The 18993-nt window shown below is 58.9% G+C and carries 13 protein-coding genes and 1 pseudogene; all 14 read right to left on the bottom strand.

Annotated features, from left to right (window positions below; genetic code table 11):
* Positions 1-374 precede the first annotated feature (374 nt).
* Complete coding sequence (locus tag ACZ9BX_RS16405; protein ID WP_476218929.1) at positions 375-884, bottom strand: DEAD/DEAH box helicase family protein; 510 nt, start codon at positions 882-884, stop codon at positions 375-377.
* Positions 885-1061: 177 nt separating this feature from the next.
* The gene (locus tag ACZ9BX_RS16400; protein WP_476218928.1) at positions 1062-1253 is read right to left on the bottom strand and encodes a hypothetical protein; all 192 of its coding nucleotides are present in this window, start codon (positions 1251-1253) and stop codon (positions 1062-1064) included.
* A gap of 65 nt (positions 1254-1318) precedes the next feature.
* Positions 1319-1945 (bottom strand): transglutaminase-like domain-containing protein, encoded by a 627-nt coding sequence (locus ACZ9BX_RS16395; protein ID WP_476220047.1) that lies wholly within the window; start codon positions 1943-1945, stop codon positions 1319-1321.
* 255 nt (positions 1946-2200) lie between these two features.
* Positions 2201-2257, bottom strand: a pseudogene (locus tag ACZ9BX_RS16390) (hypothetical protein); the annotation flags it as partial.
* Between the two features lie 290 nt (positions 2258-2547).
* On the bottom strand, positions 2548-2871 hold the full coding sequence (locus ACZ9BX_RS16385; RefSeq protein WP_476218927.1) for a DUF6074 family protein: 324 nt from the start codon (positions 2869-2871) through the stop codon (positions 2548-2550).
* 138 nt (positions 2872-3009) lie between these two features.
* Positions 3010-4323 carry an MFS transporter gene (locus ACZ9BX_RS16380; protein WP_476218926.1) on the bottom strand — a complete coding sequence of 438 codons (1314 nt, stop codon included), beginning with the start codon at positions 4321-4323 and terminating at the stop codon, positions 3010-3012.
* Between the two features lie 153 nt (positions 4324-4476).
* On the bottom strand, positions 4477-5712 hold the full coding sequence (locus ACZ9BX_RS16375) for an OpgC family protein (protein WP_476218924.1): 1236 nt from the start codon (positions 5710-5712) through the stop codon (positions 4477-4479).
* 99 nt (positions 5713-5811) lie between these two features.
* The gene (locus ACZ9BX_RS16370; RefSeq protein WP_476218923.1) at positions 5812-14328 is read right to left on the bottom strand and encodes a glycoside hydrolase family 94 protein; all 8517 of its coding nucleotides are present in this window, start codon (positions 14326-14328) and stop codon (positions 5812-5814) included.
* Positions 14329-14764: 436 nt separating this feature from the next.
* Positions 14765-14929: a hypothetical protein gene (locus tag ACZ9BX_RS16365; RefSeq protein WP_476218921.1), complete on the bottom strand. Its 165-nt coding sequence runs from the start codon at positions 14927-14929 to the stop codon at positions 14765-14767.
* A gap of 137 nt (positions 14930-15066) precedes the next feature.
* Positions 15067-15255, bottom strand: a complete 189-nt coding sequence (locus tag ACZ9BX_RS16360) for a hypothetical protein (RefSeq protein ID WP_027512034.1) — start codon at positions 15253-15255, stop codon at positions 15067-15069.
* A gap of 160 nt (positions 15256-15415) precedes the next feature.
* Positions 15416-16165, bottom strand: coding sequence for an ABC transporter ATP-binding protein (locus ACZ9BX_RS16355; RefSeq protein ID WP_476218920.1), 750 nt, complete (start codon positions 16163-16165; stop codon positions 15416-15418).
* Positions 16162-16995: an ABC transporter ATP-binding protein gene (locus tag ACZ9BX_RS16350; protein WP_476218919.1), complete on the bottom strand. Its 834-nt coding sequence runs from the start codon at positions 16993-16995 to the stop codon at positions 16162-16164. The genes ACZ9BX_RS16355 and ACZ9BX_RS16350 overlap by 4 nt, the downstream gene beginning before the upstream one ends.
* The gene (locus ACZ9BX_RS16345) at positions 16992-17927 is read right to left on the bottom strand and encodes an ABC transporter permease (protein ID WP_132562186.1); all 936 of its coding nucleotides are present in this window, start codon (positions 17925-17927) and stop codon (positions 16992-16994) included. Before ACZ9BX_RS16345 ends, ACZ9BX_RS16350 begins: the two co-directional genes overlap by 4 nt.
* Complete coding sequence (locus ACZ9BX_RS16340) at positions 17924-18991, bottom strand: ABC transporter permease (protein ID WP_476218918.1); 1068 nt, start codon at positions 18989-18991, stop codon at positions 17924-17926. The genes ACZ9BX_RS16345 and ACZ9BX_RS16340 overlap by 4 nt, the downstream gene beginning before the upstream one ends.
* Between the last annotated feature and the right edge of the window lie 2 nt (positions 18992-18993).

The raw sequence follows: 18993 nt of genomic DNA, 5'->3' as shown, positions 1-18993 counted from the left end.
GTCCGGTTGGTGCGGGTGTCGCCGGGACACTGCAACCGCGTCGGAACACGATGGAGACTGAGATGACACCGTTGCCCATCATTTAGCAGAGATTGGTCAGCACCAAAGGAAGGACATGCCAACGCTGCGATGCGGGCTTGATCGTTACATGGCTACGCCGTCCGGAAAGGGCCAACACAGGACACGCCGCTTCCGGCCCGGGTACTGCCGGACGGCAACGCGCCCGCAAGACGGTCGTTGACACACCCGGTTTGTCGTTCTGAAAGCTGCCGGTCGGCTACGAAAGCGACAATGCCAGTGAGCCGCTCAAGCGGCTAGCGTCTTTCCCGCAATAATCGAGTGCTTCCCATCCGAGTCACAATACTTTCAGGGCTTCAGGTGAGTTGAGCGAGGATATCGTCGACGACACTTGGGACGGTATCTGCCGTGTCGATATTGATGCCGACGGGGAGGTATCCCCGAGTATGATGGTAGCGGAGTACCAACGCCCGCTCGGCCGGCTCGAAGCCCGGCTCATTCGGCCGTCCATCTAATCGTCGGTTCAATGTCTCAACGTCTATGTCCAGCACGAAAACCTTGTCGAATAGGTCTAGGAATTTATCGAAATTGCGCGAGCCGCCACAGAAGAAGGTGATGGGATGGGTGGTGTCGGCAGCAATAGCGCGGACCTTGTCGACAGGCCAGATCCAGTGCGCGTATCCCCAAACGATGCGGTCCGCGCCTGTGGGTGGTCCTGCGAGTGCCTGGCCTGTCTCGGGGTCGCCGACATAGGCCAAGACCCGGTCACCATGGACGACATCGTAGCCCCGCCGCTCCAGTTCGGTAGCGACAGACGTTTTTCCAGTGCCGGAACTGCCTTCGATCAGATAGTTCTTAATTCCCATAGGCGCCGTTTATCATGGCCTTCAATCCGGTGAGAAGAGACTTTACGTGCCGACGCTCCACCAACGAACTCACCTGATCAACGACAGCTTTCGGTACTTTTCGGATTAGTGGCGAATGTCTAGCGGATAAGCGCCCAAAAGCGGACGACCGTGCCCTAAGGCAAGGCTCTTCCTCGATCAAGTCGACGCAACATCTTCGATCTGCTTGCGCGCGCCGTTGAATACCCGCGTCGGCACATGCAGCTTGCCATTCTGCTGGTAGAGTGTCCCGATCTCATCGAACCGTTCGTCGACTTCTTCCGTTAGCGCGGCAAGATGGTCGAAGAGCATTGCGCGGTCCGGGGATATGTCTTCATCGGGTTGCGGCATCAAGCCCCAAATGTCCCAAGGAAGCATCTCCATTTTATTGAGCGCGGCGAAATCCCTCACCAGGTTCATCGCGCGATGAACCAGAAGCCTCCCTCGTCGAAGATGCCAAAGGTCTCGGGATCGGCAGTGTGGGCACGGCACAGCCGCCAGGCTTCGCCAGCGGTTAGGAACTTTCCACGCGGCAGGTCGAGCGGATCGAAATCAAGCTTTAATTCGCAGCACTGGAGATCATCGATCTGAAAGTCTGCGGATACCCAATGCCGTCCGCTCCAGTATTCGGTGATCCAATGATCAACACCTTTACCAGGCTCAAAGTACATCCCGAAGCCACAGCGGGCTCGCGCGGGGATCCCTTGAGCCCTCAGCGACGCACAGGCAAGAACAGCAAAGTGACGGCATACGCCAACCGCCCTCTGGCTGGGCGTGCGCGTTACAACGAGCGGGGCGGCGTGGATTTCAATGATTGCATCGAGCATTCGTTGTGTAGATCGCAATTGTGATTGCGCTCGGCACGCCGGCGTTAGCTCTTGGCCATACCGTTGCGCCCAGGCATCATGTATCAATATGCCGTGCAAAGCGCTGGCGACCTCAGCAACTCCTGCTAGCGCGCCAAGAGCTTCGGCATGCTGCCCTCCTGATGTCAGGGGGCCTGCCTGACTATAGAAATCCAACGAGTTTTGTAGTCCCTCCATGTCCCGCCTCCTTGAAGAACAAAAGATACATTGCTGCAAGACGGGGTGAGAAGCTTGAATCCCGACATCGACAGCAGCTCCTTCATAGCATTCTCGATTTTTAACGCTGAGGAACCACCCCAATTGCCGGGCTTTCATTTCAAAGCACCTTTGCAATGCCGACGGGCTTCGCATTGGATCAACGATTATCGCTGCAAACTCTACCGGGGCCTCGGGTGCGGGCAGAACCAACTTGCCCTGCCGCGCCATTGTTCGCCAAGTGGACAGGTGGTTCGGCTTCAAGCCATGCCGCTCTGCGACCTCATTCACCATCGCGCCGGGCCGAAGGCTCTCCGAAACGATCCGCCCCTAACCTCGTCCGGCCAGTGCCGGTGAACCTCACGTCCAGACTTCCTGGTCGTGAGCACCTCCAATGTACTTTCCATGGAGAAACTCCCTTCGCTCGTCCATGGAAAGGCGATCACACATTAAGGCGGGAAGGACAACGTGGGGCTGGAACAGCGCTGACGATGAATCGTAAGTCGGTATGGGCTCAGTACTTCAGACGAGACTCAAGGCTGATGCCGGTTACGGCTGCGGCAGAGGACAAGCGCTTTGTCGCATCAGAAGCGACGGCGCTGTCTGTCTTGCCTCGCGCGGCTTTCGGATAAAGCGCGCAACTGATGTCTCTCAACCAAAGCGGCTTGCACCGCAGCCTGGAAGGACAAGACGCGCTCCCGGATCTTCTCCTCGCGCAAGCCGCATCGCGCAAGTTCGTCCGCCAGCAGACGGCATTCGGCTTTCCAGAAGTCGACCGCCGGTTCTCCGTGCAGATCGTCAAGCGTCGCGGCGCAACGCTCGATATCCCCTGGCAGGGGGATGCTTGGAAATATCACGATTTCGCTTGCGGTCAGCGCGGCGAGAGGGGTGTCGAAAGAAGATGCCATCGAATCAATCCATGTTTCCATGAGACTGTTAGGCTCCGTTGGTTAACGTTTACCTTCTCCTGCTGAGATCCCTGAATAGAACTCAAAAGCCAAAGCCCCAGCAGCCTTATATCTCTGCTGGGGCTTTGGCTTGCGTTGTTAGGTATGCGCGCGCTGTTGCACAGCTCCGCTCTCTTCGGCGGAAATCTGCCCACGCGGCATCAGGCGCCCGACCACGAACACCAGCAGCGCGGCGGCAGCCAGGCATGCGGCAAGAAAGAACATCGGCGCAATCGTGCTTCCCGTACTGTCCTTGATCCAGGGCACGACGTTTTGGGCGACAAAACCGCCGAGATTGCCGACGGAGTTGATTGCGGCGAGCCCGGCCGCCGCGCCGGCACCTCTCAGAAAGCGTGACGGCAGGCTCCAGAAAACCGGTTGGCCGGCGAAGATGCCCGCTGCAGCGATGCAGAGAAATGCGAACTGGACGCCATGGTCCGGAATAACAGCCGAAAGGACAAGGCATATGGCGCCCAGCAGGGCTGGAATGACGATATAAGGCGTCTTCGAGACTGCCCTGTCTGCCATCGACGGGACGATATAAAGAGCCACCGCCACCAGAACCCAGGGTATGATGTTTAGAAAGCCGTTGGCCGTGTTGCTGACGCCGAATTCCTTGACGATGGTCGGGAGCCAATAGCTGAGGCCGTAGGCTGCAAGGGGAAAGCCGACATAGCACAATGCCATCAGAAGCACCTTCGGATTGATGAGCGCCTTGAAGCCGTTCTCGGCGTTCTTGTCCATGTCTGCATTTTCCACCTCAAGCCTGCGTTTCAGCCAGCTCTTCTCCGCATCGCTCAGGAAGTTTGCACTCTCCGGCCGATCCGAGAGGAAAAACAGAGTGACCACGCCTGCTATGACGGCGGGAATGCCCGTCGCGATGAATACCCATTGCCAGCCGGCAATACCATAAACCCCATCGAGATCGAGCAGCATGCCGCCGAGCGGTGCGCCGACAGCATTGGCAAGAGCGCTGAAGATCATGAACAATCCGACCATCCTCCCGCGATAGGTGGACGGATACCAAAGTGTCAGCAGATAAAGGACGCCCGGAAAGAACCCGGCTTCGCAGGCGCCAAGAAGAAAGCGGAGAATGTAAAACATCGTCGCATTCTGCGTATAGGCCAGCGCGACGGTAACAGCGCCCCACGAGAGCAAAATACGCGCAAACCATTTGCTGGCGCCGTACCGCTCGAGCAGCAGATTGCTCGGGACTTCAAACAGAAAATAACCAATGAAAAAGAGCGAGGCGCCGAGGCCGTAGGCATATTCGCTCATGCCAAGCGCGCCGACCATTTCCAGTTTGGCGAAGCTGACATTTTGGCGATCGATGTAGGCAATGAGATAAAGAATGCCTAGGAACGGCATGAGCCGCCACGTGATTTTGGAAATCAGTTGCTTTTCATCAACCATGAATTTCTCCTCGAGCAATTGCATCTGAGGCGGGTGTAGATAGAGCCGGCCCGCCATTGTCAATTGTCGACCGCTGGCTGCGTTGCCTTGGGCCGATTGATCAAAACCGGCTGTCGGATCCGCCAGCCGGTTCTAATATCGCAAAGAAGTGGGCTATTTCCGGCCGTCGCGATAAAGCTTTGGGCCATCACCAACGCGTACGGCGACGGGAACGGAAGCGCTGCAAGCCATCGACCTGGCCTTCGCGCTCCCGTCGATGCGCTTGCGCTCGAGGTGGTAAGCATAAGCGAACTGGCCCGAGATGCCTGCGACAACAAAGAGCGGACCGATCATCTGGTCGTGATTGGTAATGTAGAGCAGCACCTGACCCGCCATCGCGAGGATTGTTCCCGCGACGAAGATATTCAGCGAGTGGCGGCCGATGATGGTCAGTGGATGATCGGACGGACGGCGCAGGATACGAGACAGCACGGGAATGTTGATTATGAGGTAGCTGAGCGCCAGCACATGCAGCAGCCGCGGCAGTGACAGGAAAGTCTTGTCGAAACCGGTAAGGACAGGCGGCAAGCCAAGCGCCGCAAGCGAATTTCCGAGATCCCAAAACTGACCAACCACCCACGCGAAGGACAGCGCCACATAGCTCGATGCGAGAATGAAAAGCGCCGGATGCTGAGGAAGCTTGCCGCCGCGCTTTACATGCATGATGCCGACAACGCCGATCGTGAACAAGAACTGCCACGAGAGCGGATTGAGGAACCAGTAGTCGGCGATGAGCATGTTGTGCGGCGCGATCTGATAGATGCCCGCAAGCAGCCACACAGCACCCGAAACACCGAGCGCCACCAGCGGATGGGCTGAGTGCAGAAGCAAGATGACTGGCACCATGAGCATCAGGGCGCCGTACATCGGCAGTATGTTGTTGTAGCCGATCTGGTGACCAAGCAGAAGCAGAGCGGGTATTCCATCGGTTAAGTTCATCAAGACGGCGAGGATATTGATTTCGACCAATAATCCCGGCCGGTGGAACAACCAGGCGCCGCAAATGAACAGCGCGAGCGTTATGAAGGTCGTAATCATATGGGCGAGATAGAGCGTGAAAGCACGCTTGATCGCCTTCTTCGCCGTGTCCAGCCGCTTCCCGACCTTGAAGCCGGAGCCGTAGGCGAGTCCGACCGCAATGCCCGAGACCAGCACAAAGGCTTCCGCAGCGTCGGAGAAGCCGAAATTCTTCGTCGTCACATATTCGAATATCTGGCCGGGAACGTGATTGATGAAAATCGTGATGAGGGCAAGGCCGCGCAAAACATCGAGCCTCGTATCGCGCGCTGGCCGCGCTGCGGATTGGGACAAGCGCTCAGCGCCGATGGCGTTTTCCGGCGTAGCCGCCATGATGTCTTCTCCTGTTTGACCTGCAAACGCAGTTGCAGCCAAAAAGTTTCACCTTTTGGCTGCAACGAATCGCCGGAGTGTGAGCGTGTAAAAATGCTGCTATCCGACCGGATATCCCTCATGGGGATTGGCGACTTCGCCGCCGTTGATCTGCAAAGTGTAACCGTCCGGATGGGACGATTTTGAGACAGAAATGCGATATTTCACACCTGAATGTTCGATCTCTGCCGAAAAGCCGTCCCAACCACTCGGCAACGCCGGGCGAACAAAAAGCTTTCCGTTTTTCAAACGGATACCAAGAATCCCCTCGACTGCGGCACGATAGAGCCAGCCCGCGGAACCCGTATACCACGTCCAGCCGCCGCGGCCCTTTAACGCACCCTCGCCGTAGACGTCGGCAGCGACGGTGTAGGGCTCGACTCGATAGTGCTCGGCCGATGCCTTGTCGCGCGCATGGGTGATCGGGTTCAGGAGTTCGAAACAGGCCATCGCTTCGTCACCCCGGTTGAGCTGAGCAAGCGCCATGACCACCCAAGTGGCTGCATGCGTATACTGGCCGCCATTCTCGCGAACGCCCGGAGGATAGGCCTTGATATAACCCGGATCCCTGACCGACGTAGCAAAAGGCGGGGTAAACAGGCGGATGATCCGTGCTTCCTTATCCACGAGGCGGTTCAGAAGCGCGTCCATGGCCTTGACCGCGTGATCCGGATCGCCTTCGCCGGAAAGCACGCTCCAGGATTGCGCGATCGAATCAATTTGGCATTCCAGGCTTTCCTTCGATCCGAGCAGGCTACCGTCGTCGAATGTGCCTCGGCGGTAATAACCGCCATCCCAGCCGGCGGTTTCGAGCGCCTTCTTCAACTCGACGAGATGTTTCGTCCAGCGCTCGACGCGGGCGGTATCGCCCCGCTCTTCCGCATAAGGTGTGAAGGACCGCAGCGCGCCGGCCAGGAACCAACCGAGCCAGACGCTCGTGCCTTGGCCATGGATACCGACCCGGTTCATGCCGTCGTTCCAGTCGCCCCCCATGATCAGCGGCAGGCCATTGGCCCCCTTGCGCTTGATCGCAAGATCGAGCGCCAATGCGGCATGCTCGTAGATGCTGACCTTGTCGTCCGAGACTTCCGGACGATAGAAGGAGTCGTGTTGGCCTTCGAGCAGCGCCGGTCCTTCAAGGAAAGGAAGTTCCTCGTCGAGCACGCTCTTGTCGCCTGTTGTGGTGCAGTAGTGGTGGATCGCATAGGCAAGCCAGACCACGTCATCTGAGATCAGTGTGCGGACACCCGCGCCAGTTCCCGGCAGCCACCAATGCTGGACATCGCCCTCGCGGAACTGCCTCGAGGCAGCGTTGACGATCTGGTTGCGCGCGAGCGAAGGCTCCTGAAGCACGAAAGCCAGCGTATCCTGCAACTGGTCGCGGAAGCCGAAAGCGCCGCTTGCCTGATAGAAGGCAGACCGCGCCATGATGCGGCAGCCGAGGCTCTGATAGGGCAGCCAGGCATTGACGAGATTGTTCATCGCCTGATTCGGCGTCGAAATCTGAACCTTGCCGGTAAAGCTCTGCCAGAAATCGCGGTTTGCCTGAACGGTGTCCTCAACGGAGGTCTTGCGGATCTCGGCGATCAAGGTTTGGGCCTCTTCCCTCGATGCCGTGTCGCCCAGGAAGAAGGTGACGTCACGCTCTTCCCCGGCGCCGATTTCGATATCGATTGCGAGCGCCGCTGCCGGATCGCCGTCAAGTTCCGTGGCGCCGGAAAGTGCAACGGATGGCTTGAGCGCCTGAGGAGCTTGGATCGTACCTGCCTTGCCGATGAACTCGCGCCTGCTTGTTGTGAAGCTGGACGGCTTCACGCTGGCGGCAAAGAAGGACACGCGGTTCGAGAAGTCGATACTATACTGGTTGGCGGCAAGGAGTGCGCCGGTTTCCTCATCATTCGATGAGAGTATGAAAGGCACCGAGCGCTGTGCATTATTGCCGAGAACCCATTCGACATAGCCATAGAGCCGCAGCTTGCGCGCCGTAGTGCCCATGTTGCGCAATCGGACGCGCTGCAGCTTGACCGGCCTCTGGCGATCGACCGTCTGTGTCACTTCCAGCGCGATGTCGTTCTGCTCGCTGGAGAAGACGGAGTAGCCGAGGCCATGGCGTGCCTCGAAGCGGACATCGCTCCGCTGCGAAAGCCCAGCAAAGGGCGTCATCAGCGCGCCGGTTTCCAGATCGGTGACGTAAATCGCCTCGCCTGAGCGGTTGACGACGGCATCATTCGACCACGAGGTCAGCTGGTAGTCGCGCGAGTTGACGCTCCAGGTGAAACCCGCGCCTTCCGCAGACACGTGGAAGCCGAACTTGTCGTTCGAGATCACGTTGATCCAGGGCTGCGGCGTCGCCGTGCCGCCGGCAAGGCGGACGACATATTCGCGGCCGTCGCGTGCAAACCCACCGAATCCGTTCCAGAAGTCGAGATCGCCTTCTTCCTCGATCGCAAGCGCCGGCGGCTTGGGCTTCACGACGCGCGCCACGCGCTTGACCGGAGTCTTACGCTGCTCGCGTTCCATTTCCTGCACGTCGTCCTTGGAAGGCGCAGAAAGGGCGATGGCGCGGTTGATCTGATCGACAACCTTGCCGTTCTTCGCATGGAAGGTGACGCGCGACGTGGCCATCAGTGCATGATAGGTCGCCTCCTCCATCAAATCCTTCCGGACGGCAAAGATATGCTGTCGAAGACCATCGGCCTGGCCGACGCGGCGCACGTTTTCGCACATCTGGTCGACGGCGTGCTGCATATCCTGCGCATAGGAGGATGCACGTTCATTCATGATGACGAGATCGGCCGTCACGCCACGCGAGCGCAGATATTCCTCCGCCAGCAATGCCTCGCGAACGATGTCAAGATCCATGTCGTCATCGATCCGCAACATGAAGATCGGGAAGTCGCCGGAGATCGCGAGCGGCCACAGCGACGATTGCGAGTGCATGCCAGCCCGAACTACCGCGGCATCGGCGCGCAAATCCATGTCCGGATAGACCAGATGCCGGCCGAGATACTGAAATGCGGCGGCCTGCTGCGACGTCACGCCGACATGGCGCATCTGCACCTGCGTACGTGTCCAGGCCTGCACGAGCTCATGGTTGAAGGCATCGGCGTGGCGATAGCGCGCCACGGCCTTATCCACTTCGTCGCGGCTGGGGGCGGCAATGGTCCAGAAGATCACGCTGACCTTCTTGCCGGCCGGTACGCGCACTGTGCGGCGAAGGGAAAGAATCGGATCGAGCGTAAAGCCGTCGGTGCCCGAAAGGGTCGCCCCGGGATCGAAAGCTGCGGCATCCGCGAGACTGCGGCCGCGGCCGATGAACTTGCGGCGATCGGTCTCGAATTCCGTCTGGCGTGAAGGACCGGCACTATCGACGATCAGATGGGCTACACTCATGTTCGGTTCGCCCGGATCGCGTTTGTTGCGCTCGGCACGGATGGCGTCGCCGCGTTTGCCGAATTCCGTCTTCACGAACATGCGCGCGAATGCCGGATGCGCATTGTCCGTATCGTCGGTCGTGATCACTGGTTCCAAATAGGAGGTAACTTCGATGAAGCGATCTTCCGATCCCATATTCACAAGCGTCAGCCTGCGGCCTTCTGCATCGTGTTCAGTCGCAACAATGCATTCCAATTCGCTGCTGAGGTCGCCAACGACCTTGGTGAATTCCGCCTTTTCGTCGGCGAAAAGCACATTGACCTTTTCACCTTCGACACTTTTCGGTTCGGCCGTCGCGGACCACCATTCGTTGGTCGCCGTATCACGCAGGAAGATGAAGCTCCCCCAGCGGTCTTCCGTCGGGTCTGCCTTCCAGCGGGTAACGGCCTGGCCGTTCCAGCGCGCATAGCCGGCACCGGTCGCCGTCAGCATCATCGAATAGTGACCGTTGGACAGGAACACGAGTTCGCGGTCGCGCGAAAGTGGATCGGCGATCTTGCGAAGCTCCGGCCGCAACAGGTCTTCCTGGATGCTGGCGGGCGTATCCGATTCGTGCTTGCCGCTCATGACAGGGATGTCGCGCGGCGCCTTTTCCTGCAGCAGCAATTCGGCGGCTTCGATGACCGGATCGGAATGGAAGAGTTCGCGTAGATGCCCGTTAAAGGCGACGTTGGCGACGGCCGCGATCGACATGCCGTGATGGTGCGCATAGTAGTTATAGACAACTGCGCATTTCTTGCCTTCCGGCACGCGGGTCGGCGTGAAGTCGACGGCGTCATGGAATCCGAACTTGCCGAGCGCACCAAGCTTACGCAGGCGCTGCAGATTTTCGAGTGCCGACCGCGGGTCGTATTGGCTGGCGAGAATCGAGGCATAGGGCGCGATGACGGCATTGTGGCCGAGGCCGCGCTTCAGGCCGAGCGTAGGCACGCCGAAGTTCGTATATTGATAGTTGAGGTTATGGTCGCGAGCATTGAAGGCCGCTTCCGAAATGCCCCACGGAATCCCGAGCTTGCGTCCGTAGTTCATCTGCTCGACCACGACCAGATTGTTGGTCTGATTGAGAATACCCCCGCCGCGCTCCTGCATGACGAGCGGCGGCATCAGATATTCGAACATCGAGCCGGACCAAGAGACCAGAGCGCCGCGCGGACCGACCGGCACGACTTGGCGGCCAAGGCGATACCAGTGCTCCGTCGGCAGGTCGCCTTTCGCGATGCCGAAGAGGCTGGTGAGACGGCATTCCGACGCCAGGAGGTCGTAGCAGGCCTGGTCGAGTTCGCCGCTTTCGACACGGTAGCCGATCGAGAGAAGACGGCGTTCCGGACGGAAGAGGAAGCTGAAGTCCATCGAGAAGGCGAGATCGCGGGCCTTGTCGCGAAGAGCAATCAGGCGCGGGCGCAACGCGTCGATATTCGAAAGGTCGAATGTGCTGTCGGAAATATGCGCTTCGCAAACTCTGACGAGCGACTCCGCCCAGCGCGTTAGTTCGCCGCTAAGCGCCGATTTCACCTCGTGATCGAGGTTTGCCGCAAGTTTCTGGATGTCGCGCGCAAGAACTGCAAGATTGATGACGCGGATCGAAGCGAACTCATGCTCGCGCTTGACTGCTGCGAGCGCGTTCTGGAAGCCGACAATCCGTTCTTCCAGACGGCGGCGAAGCGGACGGACAGTCTTGCGATCATCCGGAAGATCGGCGAGCACTTCGCGGAGAATACCGGCGGTATCGCCGACCCCGTCGAGATTGCCCTGCATATGCGCCGAAGGCGCCTCGGCCCAGTTGCGGCAGGCAGACGAAATTGCGATCAGGTGGCCGGCGAGATTTCCGCTATCGACAGCGGAAACATATCGCGGCCCAAGCGTCTGCAGCGTGTCGGTGTGGTACCAGTTGAAGAGGTGTCCACGGTACTTCTCCATCTTGTCGATGGTGGCGATCGTCTGCTCCAGCCGCTCGATCGTTTCCTCGAAGGAAAACCAGCCGAACTGGCGGCCGGAAACGACCGAGAGCAGATACACACCGATATTGGTCGGCGAGGTACGGCTCGCGACGATGACGTGCGGCGTTTCCTGAATATTATCTGGCGGCAGGTAGTTCTGTTCCGCCGTGGTGAAGGTCTCAAAATAACGCCAGGTGCGTCGCGCGATCTTCCTAAGTTCGCTCGATACCGAATCGGCAACTTCCAACCGGTCTTCGGTTTCTGCTGACTGGCTAACATACCAGGCAACGAGTGGTGAAAGGATCCACAACAGGGAAAACGGAATGCCGACGAGAAATGCGTTGTCGCCGGGAAGTGCCGCAAAACCGAGTGCGAGCAGCGCAAGCACCGGAGCGTGCCACATGGCGCTGTAGTAGGAGAGGATTGTTCCCTGCCCGCCCGCCTGAACGCTGGCGGCGGTACGCCATTGCAGCATCAGTTTATGGCTGACGAGAAGACGATAGAGCGACCGGCCGATAGCATCGGTCATCATGCAAGCCGTATCGGCAATGAAGACGATACGAAGGGCCACTTGGGCGTTCGCAGCGCGGATATCCGACCAGACGGTATAGAGATGTGCCCGTGCGACGATATCGCTGGTGCGCGGGATGATGCCGTGGATGAGCGACAGCGTCGGTGCAACGAAGAGGCAGAAGATCAGGAGTATCTGCCATACGAGTGCGCCAAGCGGGCCCATGAAATACCAGCCGAGCACGGAAGCGAAAAACCAGGCGATCGGCGTCAGCGAGCGGCGCAGATTATCGAACATCTTCCAGCGCCCGAGAGCGGTGACGCCGTATTTCGGATTGAACATATATGGCAGAAGCTGCCAGTCGCCACGTGCCCAGCGATGCTGGCGTGAGGTCTCGACTTCGTAGCGGATCGGGAAGTCTTCGACGAGCTCCAGATCGGTGACGAGCGCGCAACGCGCCATCGAGCCTTCGAGAAGGTCGTGGCTCAACACCGAATTCTCATCGATACGGCCCCTGAGCGAAGTCTCAAAAGCATCGACATGGTAAAGGCCCTTGCCGGTGAACGTGCCTTCGCCCGCGAGGTCTTGGTAGACATCGGAAACGGTGAAGACATAAGGGTCGAGACCGCGATTGATGGAGAAGACGCGCTGGAAGACCGAGGCGTCCTTTCCGGTCGTCAGCGACGGGGTCACGCGCGGCTGCAATACGCCATAGCCGCTTTCGACGCGGCCGCTCTTCGGATTGATCACCGGACGGTTGATCGGATGGTAGAGCTTGCCGACAAGCTTGGTCACGGCATCGCGCATCAGGCGCGTGTCGGAATCGAGCGTCATAACATATTGAACGCCAGCCGGCGCAATATTGGCGCCCGGCAGATACGTCGTGTCGCTGTCGCCGCGCAAAAGCATGTTCAGCTCATGCAGCTTGCCGCGCTTGCGCTCCCAGCCCATCCATACACCCTCGGACGGGTTGTAGAGACGGCGGCGATGCAGGAGATAGAACCGCGTTTTGCCGTCATAGGCGTAACGTGCCGAAAGATTGGCGATTTCGCGCCTGGCGTAGTCTAGCACTTCGAGATCGTTTGCCGTCTCCTCGACGTCGCTGTCCGGCCAGTCGCTCAGCAGCGCGAAATAGATTTCGCCGCGCGGATTGGCGAGATAGTGAACCTCAAGATTGCGAACCAGGTCATCGACGCTGTCGCGGTTCGAAATCAGACATGGCACGACAAGCAGCGTGCGCGCATCCTCCGGGATGCCTTCCTTGAACTCGTAGCCGACAAGCCGCGACGGCGTCACGAAGAAGGACAGCAAGGTATTGAAAAGACCGGTTGCTCCCTCCGATGCCGGAAGAGAGAACATGATCAGCAATATGGCGATTTCCAGCGTGCCCATGCCGGCATTGGCCATGAGCCGCCCGACGATCGCCATCGCGATGATCGTAAGCAGCATGACGGGAACAGCAATCGACAGCCAGTTGAACCTGCGGACAGTTCGGACAAAATGCTGGACGAGGGTCGGGCGATAATTGGCACGTTCCTCAAGCTTCGGCCTATGCGTGCCGGCAAGGAAGCCGCCGACGTTCGGCTCATGCGGTTGCGGCTCCTCCGACGCCCTCGCCTGGTTAGTCATGTCGAGCGCAAGCTGCGCGACTTCCATTTCCGTCAGCGGTGAGCGCTTGGCGAGCTTTTCGATCTGCTTGCGGTATTTGTTGCGTGATCCCGAATCGAGGATGCCGTAGTCGGAATTCTCCCAGAGCAGCTTGTCGACATGGCTGACTTGCTCGACCCAGACCGACCATTCCGCGTCGTCGATCTCGCGAAGGCTCCGGATGATGTTGCCCATCGTGACATTGCCGGAGGACAGGCGGCTATGCTCCGCCATCGTCGCTTCTTCGGTATCACGGCCGAGCATTTCCAGACGCTCATCGAGCCAGGCGATCGCAAGGCTAGACGCCTGCGAACCGTCGCGCATGCGATAGAGGAACTGCGTCGAGAAGGTATTGTCCTCGGCAAGCGGCTCCAGCGTTCTCAGATATTCCGCAGCCTTCGCCGGATCGTCCAAACGCACGAGTTCATCGGCCGCCTCGTTCGCACGGCGGCGGATGCGCCGGCTACGCTCAACGCGGCTGGAAATACGGCGGAGGTTTTCGACGAGAACATAGCGGACGAGGGACGGGACAGCCCAGAGCTCACCGATGCGCAGCGTCTCGCCCAACTGGAAGCCATCGACAAGCGCCGTCAGACTTTCCTGTGAAACGGTGCTGTGGGTGTGAGCGACATAGAGCCAGGCGAGCACCAGCGTGCGCGGTACCTGCACGCCATCAACATTGATGGTCGGCAGTTCGCGATAGAAGCGCCGCGGGAAGTCGCGGCGGACCTCCTGAATTGCCTCTTCGACGATATAGTGGTTATCGAGAAGCCATTCGGCGGCAGGCGTGATTGTCTCGCCCGCTTCTACGTCGGCCGCGGTCGTGCGGTACACGCGTAGGATTTCCTTCTCGTTCTCCTTATGCCGTGCAAAAAAATCGAAGGCGGTGAAGGCCGGCAGCGAATCGACGCCTTTGCGGGCGACCAATTCACCCATCGCCTTGATGTCTTCGATCGACAGGTAGGTCGAGCGGATCGAGTCGTTGTGATCGATGTGCTTGACTTCGGATTCGCGCGATGGGCTTGGAGACGGAATGGAAATTGTCATGGGTTCGGTTCTGGATCCAAACTAAGTTATGGTGATTTTGCCTAGCCTTTTGCACCGGCAATTATGACTGCGACATGAACGGCCAAGGGCCTTTGCAGGAAGATGCGAAAGCCGCAGATTTTCGATACGAAACGGTTTAGGCCTGATTTATGGCACGATTCTGCCGGTCATAGCTGCCATTTGCCTCCACCCCGAAGAACCATCCGGGAAAGTTGGACACCATCGGGATAATTCAAGTCAAGAGGCACGGAATTGCGCAGCTTCGCCTATCTCAATTCGGCAGATTTTCGCTGTTCAAAGAAAAATCCGGCACCCTCAGGCACCGGATCTATAACATGATTGGACCGCTATTGTGATTGGCCGAAGCTCTTGCTTCAACCAGCGATTTGAAAAGGAAGTTCATTGCGTGCCGACATATGTCAGCACGAAAGCTCCATCAGCTGATAACGCCGCAGACCAAAGCTGTAACGAACGCGAACGCCGCGGCAAACAGCGCGGCATTGAGCGCAAAATGAAGCTTCTGGCGCGTTGAGGCCGGCTTCCTGGCCGGTACGGAACCATAATGGTTCGCGTGAGTATGCGAGATACCCAAGTCTGCCATGTGTTGCCTCCGTCTCTTCTTGTGGATGCGGCGATCAGCCGGCACCGACATTCCTATATTCTCTATAAGCTAGGTAGAGATAAATTTCCGTCCAGAGGGCGAGGGATAGAAAATCTGACCCACGCCCCGCAGACGGCTCAGCAAAGCGTGCGCCATGCCCAGATCAACGAACGCTCGATCGCGTTTTCCTCTCTCTGGGCACCCGAGGAAGCCTCGATCAATCGGCGATCTTTTTCAGCAGGAACGGAGATGGTTGTCTGCTCGCTCCGCTCAACCTTGGCCGGAGGATCGAGATATCCCATGGTCATTCCGCCGAGAAAGAACATGCCTCACCTCCACGATCACGAAAGCTAACACTCGTTAACATGATCATGACAGATGAAAATCGGCTGTCAATAGTCTAGTCGAATAGTCGTCTTTTAACGGCCGCTTAACCTTAGCGCACCGATGCCCGAAGGGATTTCAAATATTTGAAAAAACTGCGCTTCAGGCTTTGACGAAGCCTTTGCTCGCGATCATCAAATTTCTCGTGTAGTCCTCGTGAACCTCCGCGCTGGCCAATTGGCCCGAGGTCAGCCGCTCGACGACGGCACCGTTGCGCATCACGGCAAGCCGTTCGCACATATGGGTGACGACACCAAGGTCGTGGCTAACCATGACAAAGGTGAGATTGCGGTCACGCCTGATCTGCTCCAGCAGATTGAGCACCTCCGCCTGCACGGAAGCGTCGAGCGCCGACGTCGGTTCATCGAGCAGCAGGATCGACGGCTCGACGATCAGGGCGCGCGCAATCGCCACGCGCTGCCGCTGGCCGCCTGAAAGCTGGTGCGGATAGCGAAAGCGGAAGCCGTTTCCAAGGCCGACCTCGTCCAGTGCCCGTTCGATGCGCTTCTCGCTGTCGGCGATCCCGTGAATTGCCAATGGCTCGAGCAGCAGCCGGTCGATCGTCTGCCGTGGGTGCAGCGAGCCATAAGGGTCCTGGAACACCATCTGGACATTTCGATAGAAGGCCTTGCTGCGTTTTGAACCCTGCAGCAGCTGATCATGAACGCGAATTGCGCCACCCTTGACGGGCGCAAGGCCCGCTACCGCACGAAGCAGCGTCGACTTGCCGGAACCCGATTCCCCAACCAGCCCGAAGGAGCCGCCGGATGCGACCGCGATGCTGACATCCTGAAGCGCATGAAAATCGTCATAGATGACGCTGAGATTCTCGACCGAAAGCGCCGCACTCATGCAGCCCACTCCGGCTTGCGGTCGAGCACCGGCAGCGGATGGCGATCTTCGCCGATTTGCGGCATGCAATTCAAAAGTCCTTGCGTATAGGGGTGCTGCGCATTTTTGAGGTCGGAAGCCCTAAGCTCTTCAACGATCTTTCCGGCATACATCACGATGACGCGGTCGCAGAACGAGGAAACAAGGCGCAGATCATGCGACACGAAGATAAGCCCCATGCCGCGCTCGGAAACCAGCTTGTCCAGGATCTTCAACACGTCGAGTTGCACGGTGACGTCGAGCGCCGAGGTCGGCTCGTCTGCGATGAGCAGTTCCGGCCCGGCAATCAGCATCATGGCGATCATTGCACGCTGGCCCATGCCGCCTGAGACCTCATGCGGGTAGAGATCGAAGACACGCTTCGGATCGCGGATCTGCACCGCCTCCAGCATGGCAAGCGCCCGTTCGGTCGCCTCGGCCTTGCCCACCTTCTCATGCGTTCTCAGCGTCTCGCAGATCTGCCGGCCGATCGACATCACCGGATCGAGTGAATATTTCGGATCCTGCAACACCATGGCGATGCGCTTGCCGCGCAGAAGCCGCCGTTCTTTCGCTGAAGCCTGGAGCAGATCGATGCCGGCGAAGTTGAGCCTGTCGGCCGTGACGATGCCATGCTTCGGCGTGAGCCCCATGATCGCGCGGCCGGTCTGCGACTTGCCGGATCCGGACTCCCCGACAATGCCGAGGCGTTCCTTGACCAGTGTGAAGGAAACGCCGCGAACAGCTTCGATCACGCCGGTGCGCGTCGGGTAGCTGACCTTTAGATTGTCAACCGTCAGCAAAGCGGTCACTGGTCGGTCTCCTTGGGATCGAGCGCATCGCGCAGGCCGTCGCCAAGCAGGTTGAAACCGAGGCTGACGATGAGAATCGCAATACCCGGCATGGCTGCGACCCACCATTGATCGAGAATGAAACGGCGACCCGAGGCGATCATCGCACCCCATTCCGGCAGTGGCGGCTGCGCGCCGAGACCGAGAAAGCCGAGACCGGCAGCCGTCAGGATAATACCAGCCATGTCGAGCGTTACGCGAACGATCAGCGACGAGAGGCAGAGCGGCATGACATGCCGGATGATGATGCGGACCGGTGATGCACCCATCAGCCTGACGGCCGAGATGTAATCCGAGCGCCGCACCGTCAGCGTTTCCGCCCGGGCGATGCGGGCGTAAGGAGGCCAGGACGTGATTGCAATCGCGATGATCGCATTTTGGATGCCCGGCCCGAGCGCGGCGACAAAGGCAAGAGCCAGCACCAGCTTCGGGAACGCCAGGAAGATGTCGGTGATACGCATTAACACTGCATCCACCCATCCGCCGGCATAGCCGGAGACCGTGCCGACAATCAGTCCAATCGGCGCCGAGATGATCGCTACGAGCACGACGACGAACAGCGTCAGCCGCGACCCGTAGATCAGGCGCGAAAGGATATCGCGACCCTGGTCGTCCGTGCCGAGCAGATACTCGCCGGTACCCGGCGGCAGAAGTCGCGCATTCTTTAGGTCGCCGACCACCGGCGAATGCGTGGCCAACAGATCAGCGAAGGCGGCAACGAGCAGCAGCGCGACAATGATAATGAGACCAAGGACGGCAAGCCTGTTCGCACTGAACTGCCGCCAGGTCACATAGGCCCGCCCGAGACGGGCTTGCATGCGCGATTGCGGACGATCGGAAAGCAGCCACTCGCGGCGGCTCATCGGCGCTGGCTGGCTGGCCGGAACTGTCATCGGCTTCGCGTCCTTGGATCGAGCGTCCGATAGAGGAGATCGGACAGAAGGTTGATGCCTATGAAGACCGTGCCGATGACGATCGTGCCGCCGAGGACGGCGTTCATGTCGGCGTTCTGAAGCGAATTGGTAATGTAAAGGCCAATGCCGGGCCAGGAGAAAACGGTTTCTGTCAACACTGAGCCCTCGAGTAGACCGGCATAGGAAAGTGCGATCACAGTCACGAGCGGCACCGCTGCATTACGCAATGCATGGCCCCAGATCACGCGGGTTTCCGAAAGCCCCTTGGCGCGTGCAGCAACGATATATTCCTGGCTGAGTTCGTTCAGCATGAAGCTGCGCGTCATGCGGCTGATATAGGCGAGCGAGAAATAGCCGAGCAGCGATGCCGGCAAGATAATGTGCCGGAAGACGTCATAAAATACATCCCACTGCCTCTGCCAGATGCTGTCGATCAGATAGAAGCCGGTAATGGGCGTGAACGTATATTCAAAGACGATGTCGATGCGCCCCGGAAAGGCCACCCAGCGCAGCTGCGCATAAAATATGACGAGCGAAATCAGCGCCAGCCAGAAGATCGGCACGGAATAGCCGACAAGCCCGACGACACGCACAATCTGGTCGGCAAAGCTGCCGCGCCGGACGGCTGCAAGCACGCCCAGCGGAATGCCGATCACGGCACCGATGATGGTGCCGAGGGTCGCAAGCTCGATCGTCGCCGGAAAGACGCGCCGGATATCGGTCATCACCGGATTGGTAGTCAGAACCGAATTGCCGAACTCACCGGAAAGGATACCTTTGATATAGATGAAGAATTGCTGATAGAGCGGCAGATTGAAGCCGAGCTCTTCACGCACGCGCTCAACGACATGCGTCGGCGCGCGGTCGCCCAGGATCGCAAGAACCGGATCGATCGGCACGACACGGCCGATGAAAAAGGTGACGGCCAGAAGTCCGAGATAGGTCGTCACGGCAGCAACCAGGAAACGCCCGATTGCTTTCGCGAGAGGAGCGGCACGGCCCTTTGCGGGCCGCGCCTCCATTTTTGTTTCCAGAATGCTCAACG

The organism is Rhizobium sp. USDA 3886, assembly GCF_056279785.1.
This window is presented reverse-complemented; position numbering and strand designations above follow the sequence as displayed.

Coding starts and splice junctions, on each gene's coding strand:
- ACZ9BX_RS16405 (WP_476218929.1), bottom strand. CDS start 884: ATGGGAATTAAGAACTATCTGATCGAAGGCAGTTCCGGCACTGGAAAA.
- ACZ9BX_RS16400 (WP_476218928.1), bottom strand. CDS start 1,253: ATGCCGCAACCCGATGAAGACATATCCCCGGACCGCGCAATGCTCTTC.
- ACZ9BX_RS16395 (WP_476220047.1), bottom strand. CDS start 1,945: ATGGAGGGACTACAAAACTCGTTGGATTTCTATAGTCAGGCAGGCCCC.
- ACZ9BX_RS16385 (WP_476218927.1), bottom strand. CDS start 2,871: ATGGCATCTTCTTTCGACACCCCTCTCGCCGCGCTGACCGCAAGCGAA.
- ACZ9BX_RS16380 (WP_476218926.1), bottom strand. CDS start 4,323: ATGGTTGATGAAAAGCAACTGATTTCCAAAATCACGTGGCGGCTCATG.
- ACZ9BX_RS16375 (WP_476218924.1), bottom strand. CDS start 5,712: ATGGCGGCTACGCCGGAAAACGCCATCGGCGCTGAGCGCTTGTCCCAA.
- ACZ9BX_RS16370 (WP_476218923.1), bottom strand. CDS start 14,328: ATGACAATTTCCATTCCGTCTCCAAGCCCATCGCGCGAATCCGAAGTC.
- ACZ9BX_RS16365 (WP_476218921.1), bottom strand. CDS start 14,929: ATGGCAGACTTGGGTATCTCGCATACTCACGCGAACCATTATGGTTCC.
- ACZ9BX_RS16360 (WP_027512034.1), bottom strand. CDS start 15,255: ATGTTCTTTCTCGGCGGAATGACCATGGGATATCTCGATCCTCCGGCC.
- ACZ9BX_RS16355 (WP_476218920.1), bottom strand. CDS start 16,165: ATGAGTGCGGCGCTTTCGGTCGAGAATCTCAGCGTCATCTATGACGAT.
- ACZ9BX_RS16345 (WP_132562186.1), bottom strand. CDS start 17,927: ATGACAGTTCCGGCCAGCCAGCCAGCGCCGATGAGCCGCCGCGAGTGG.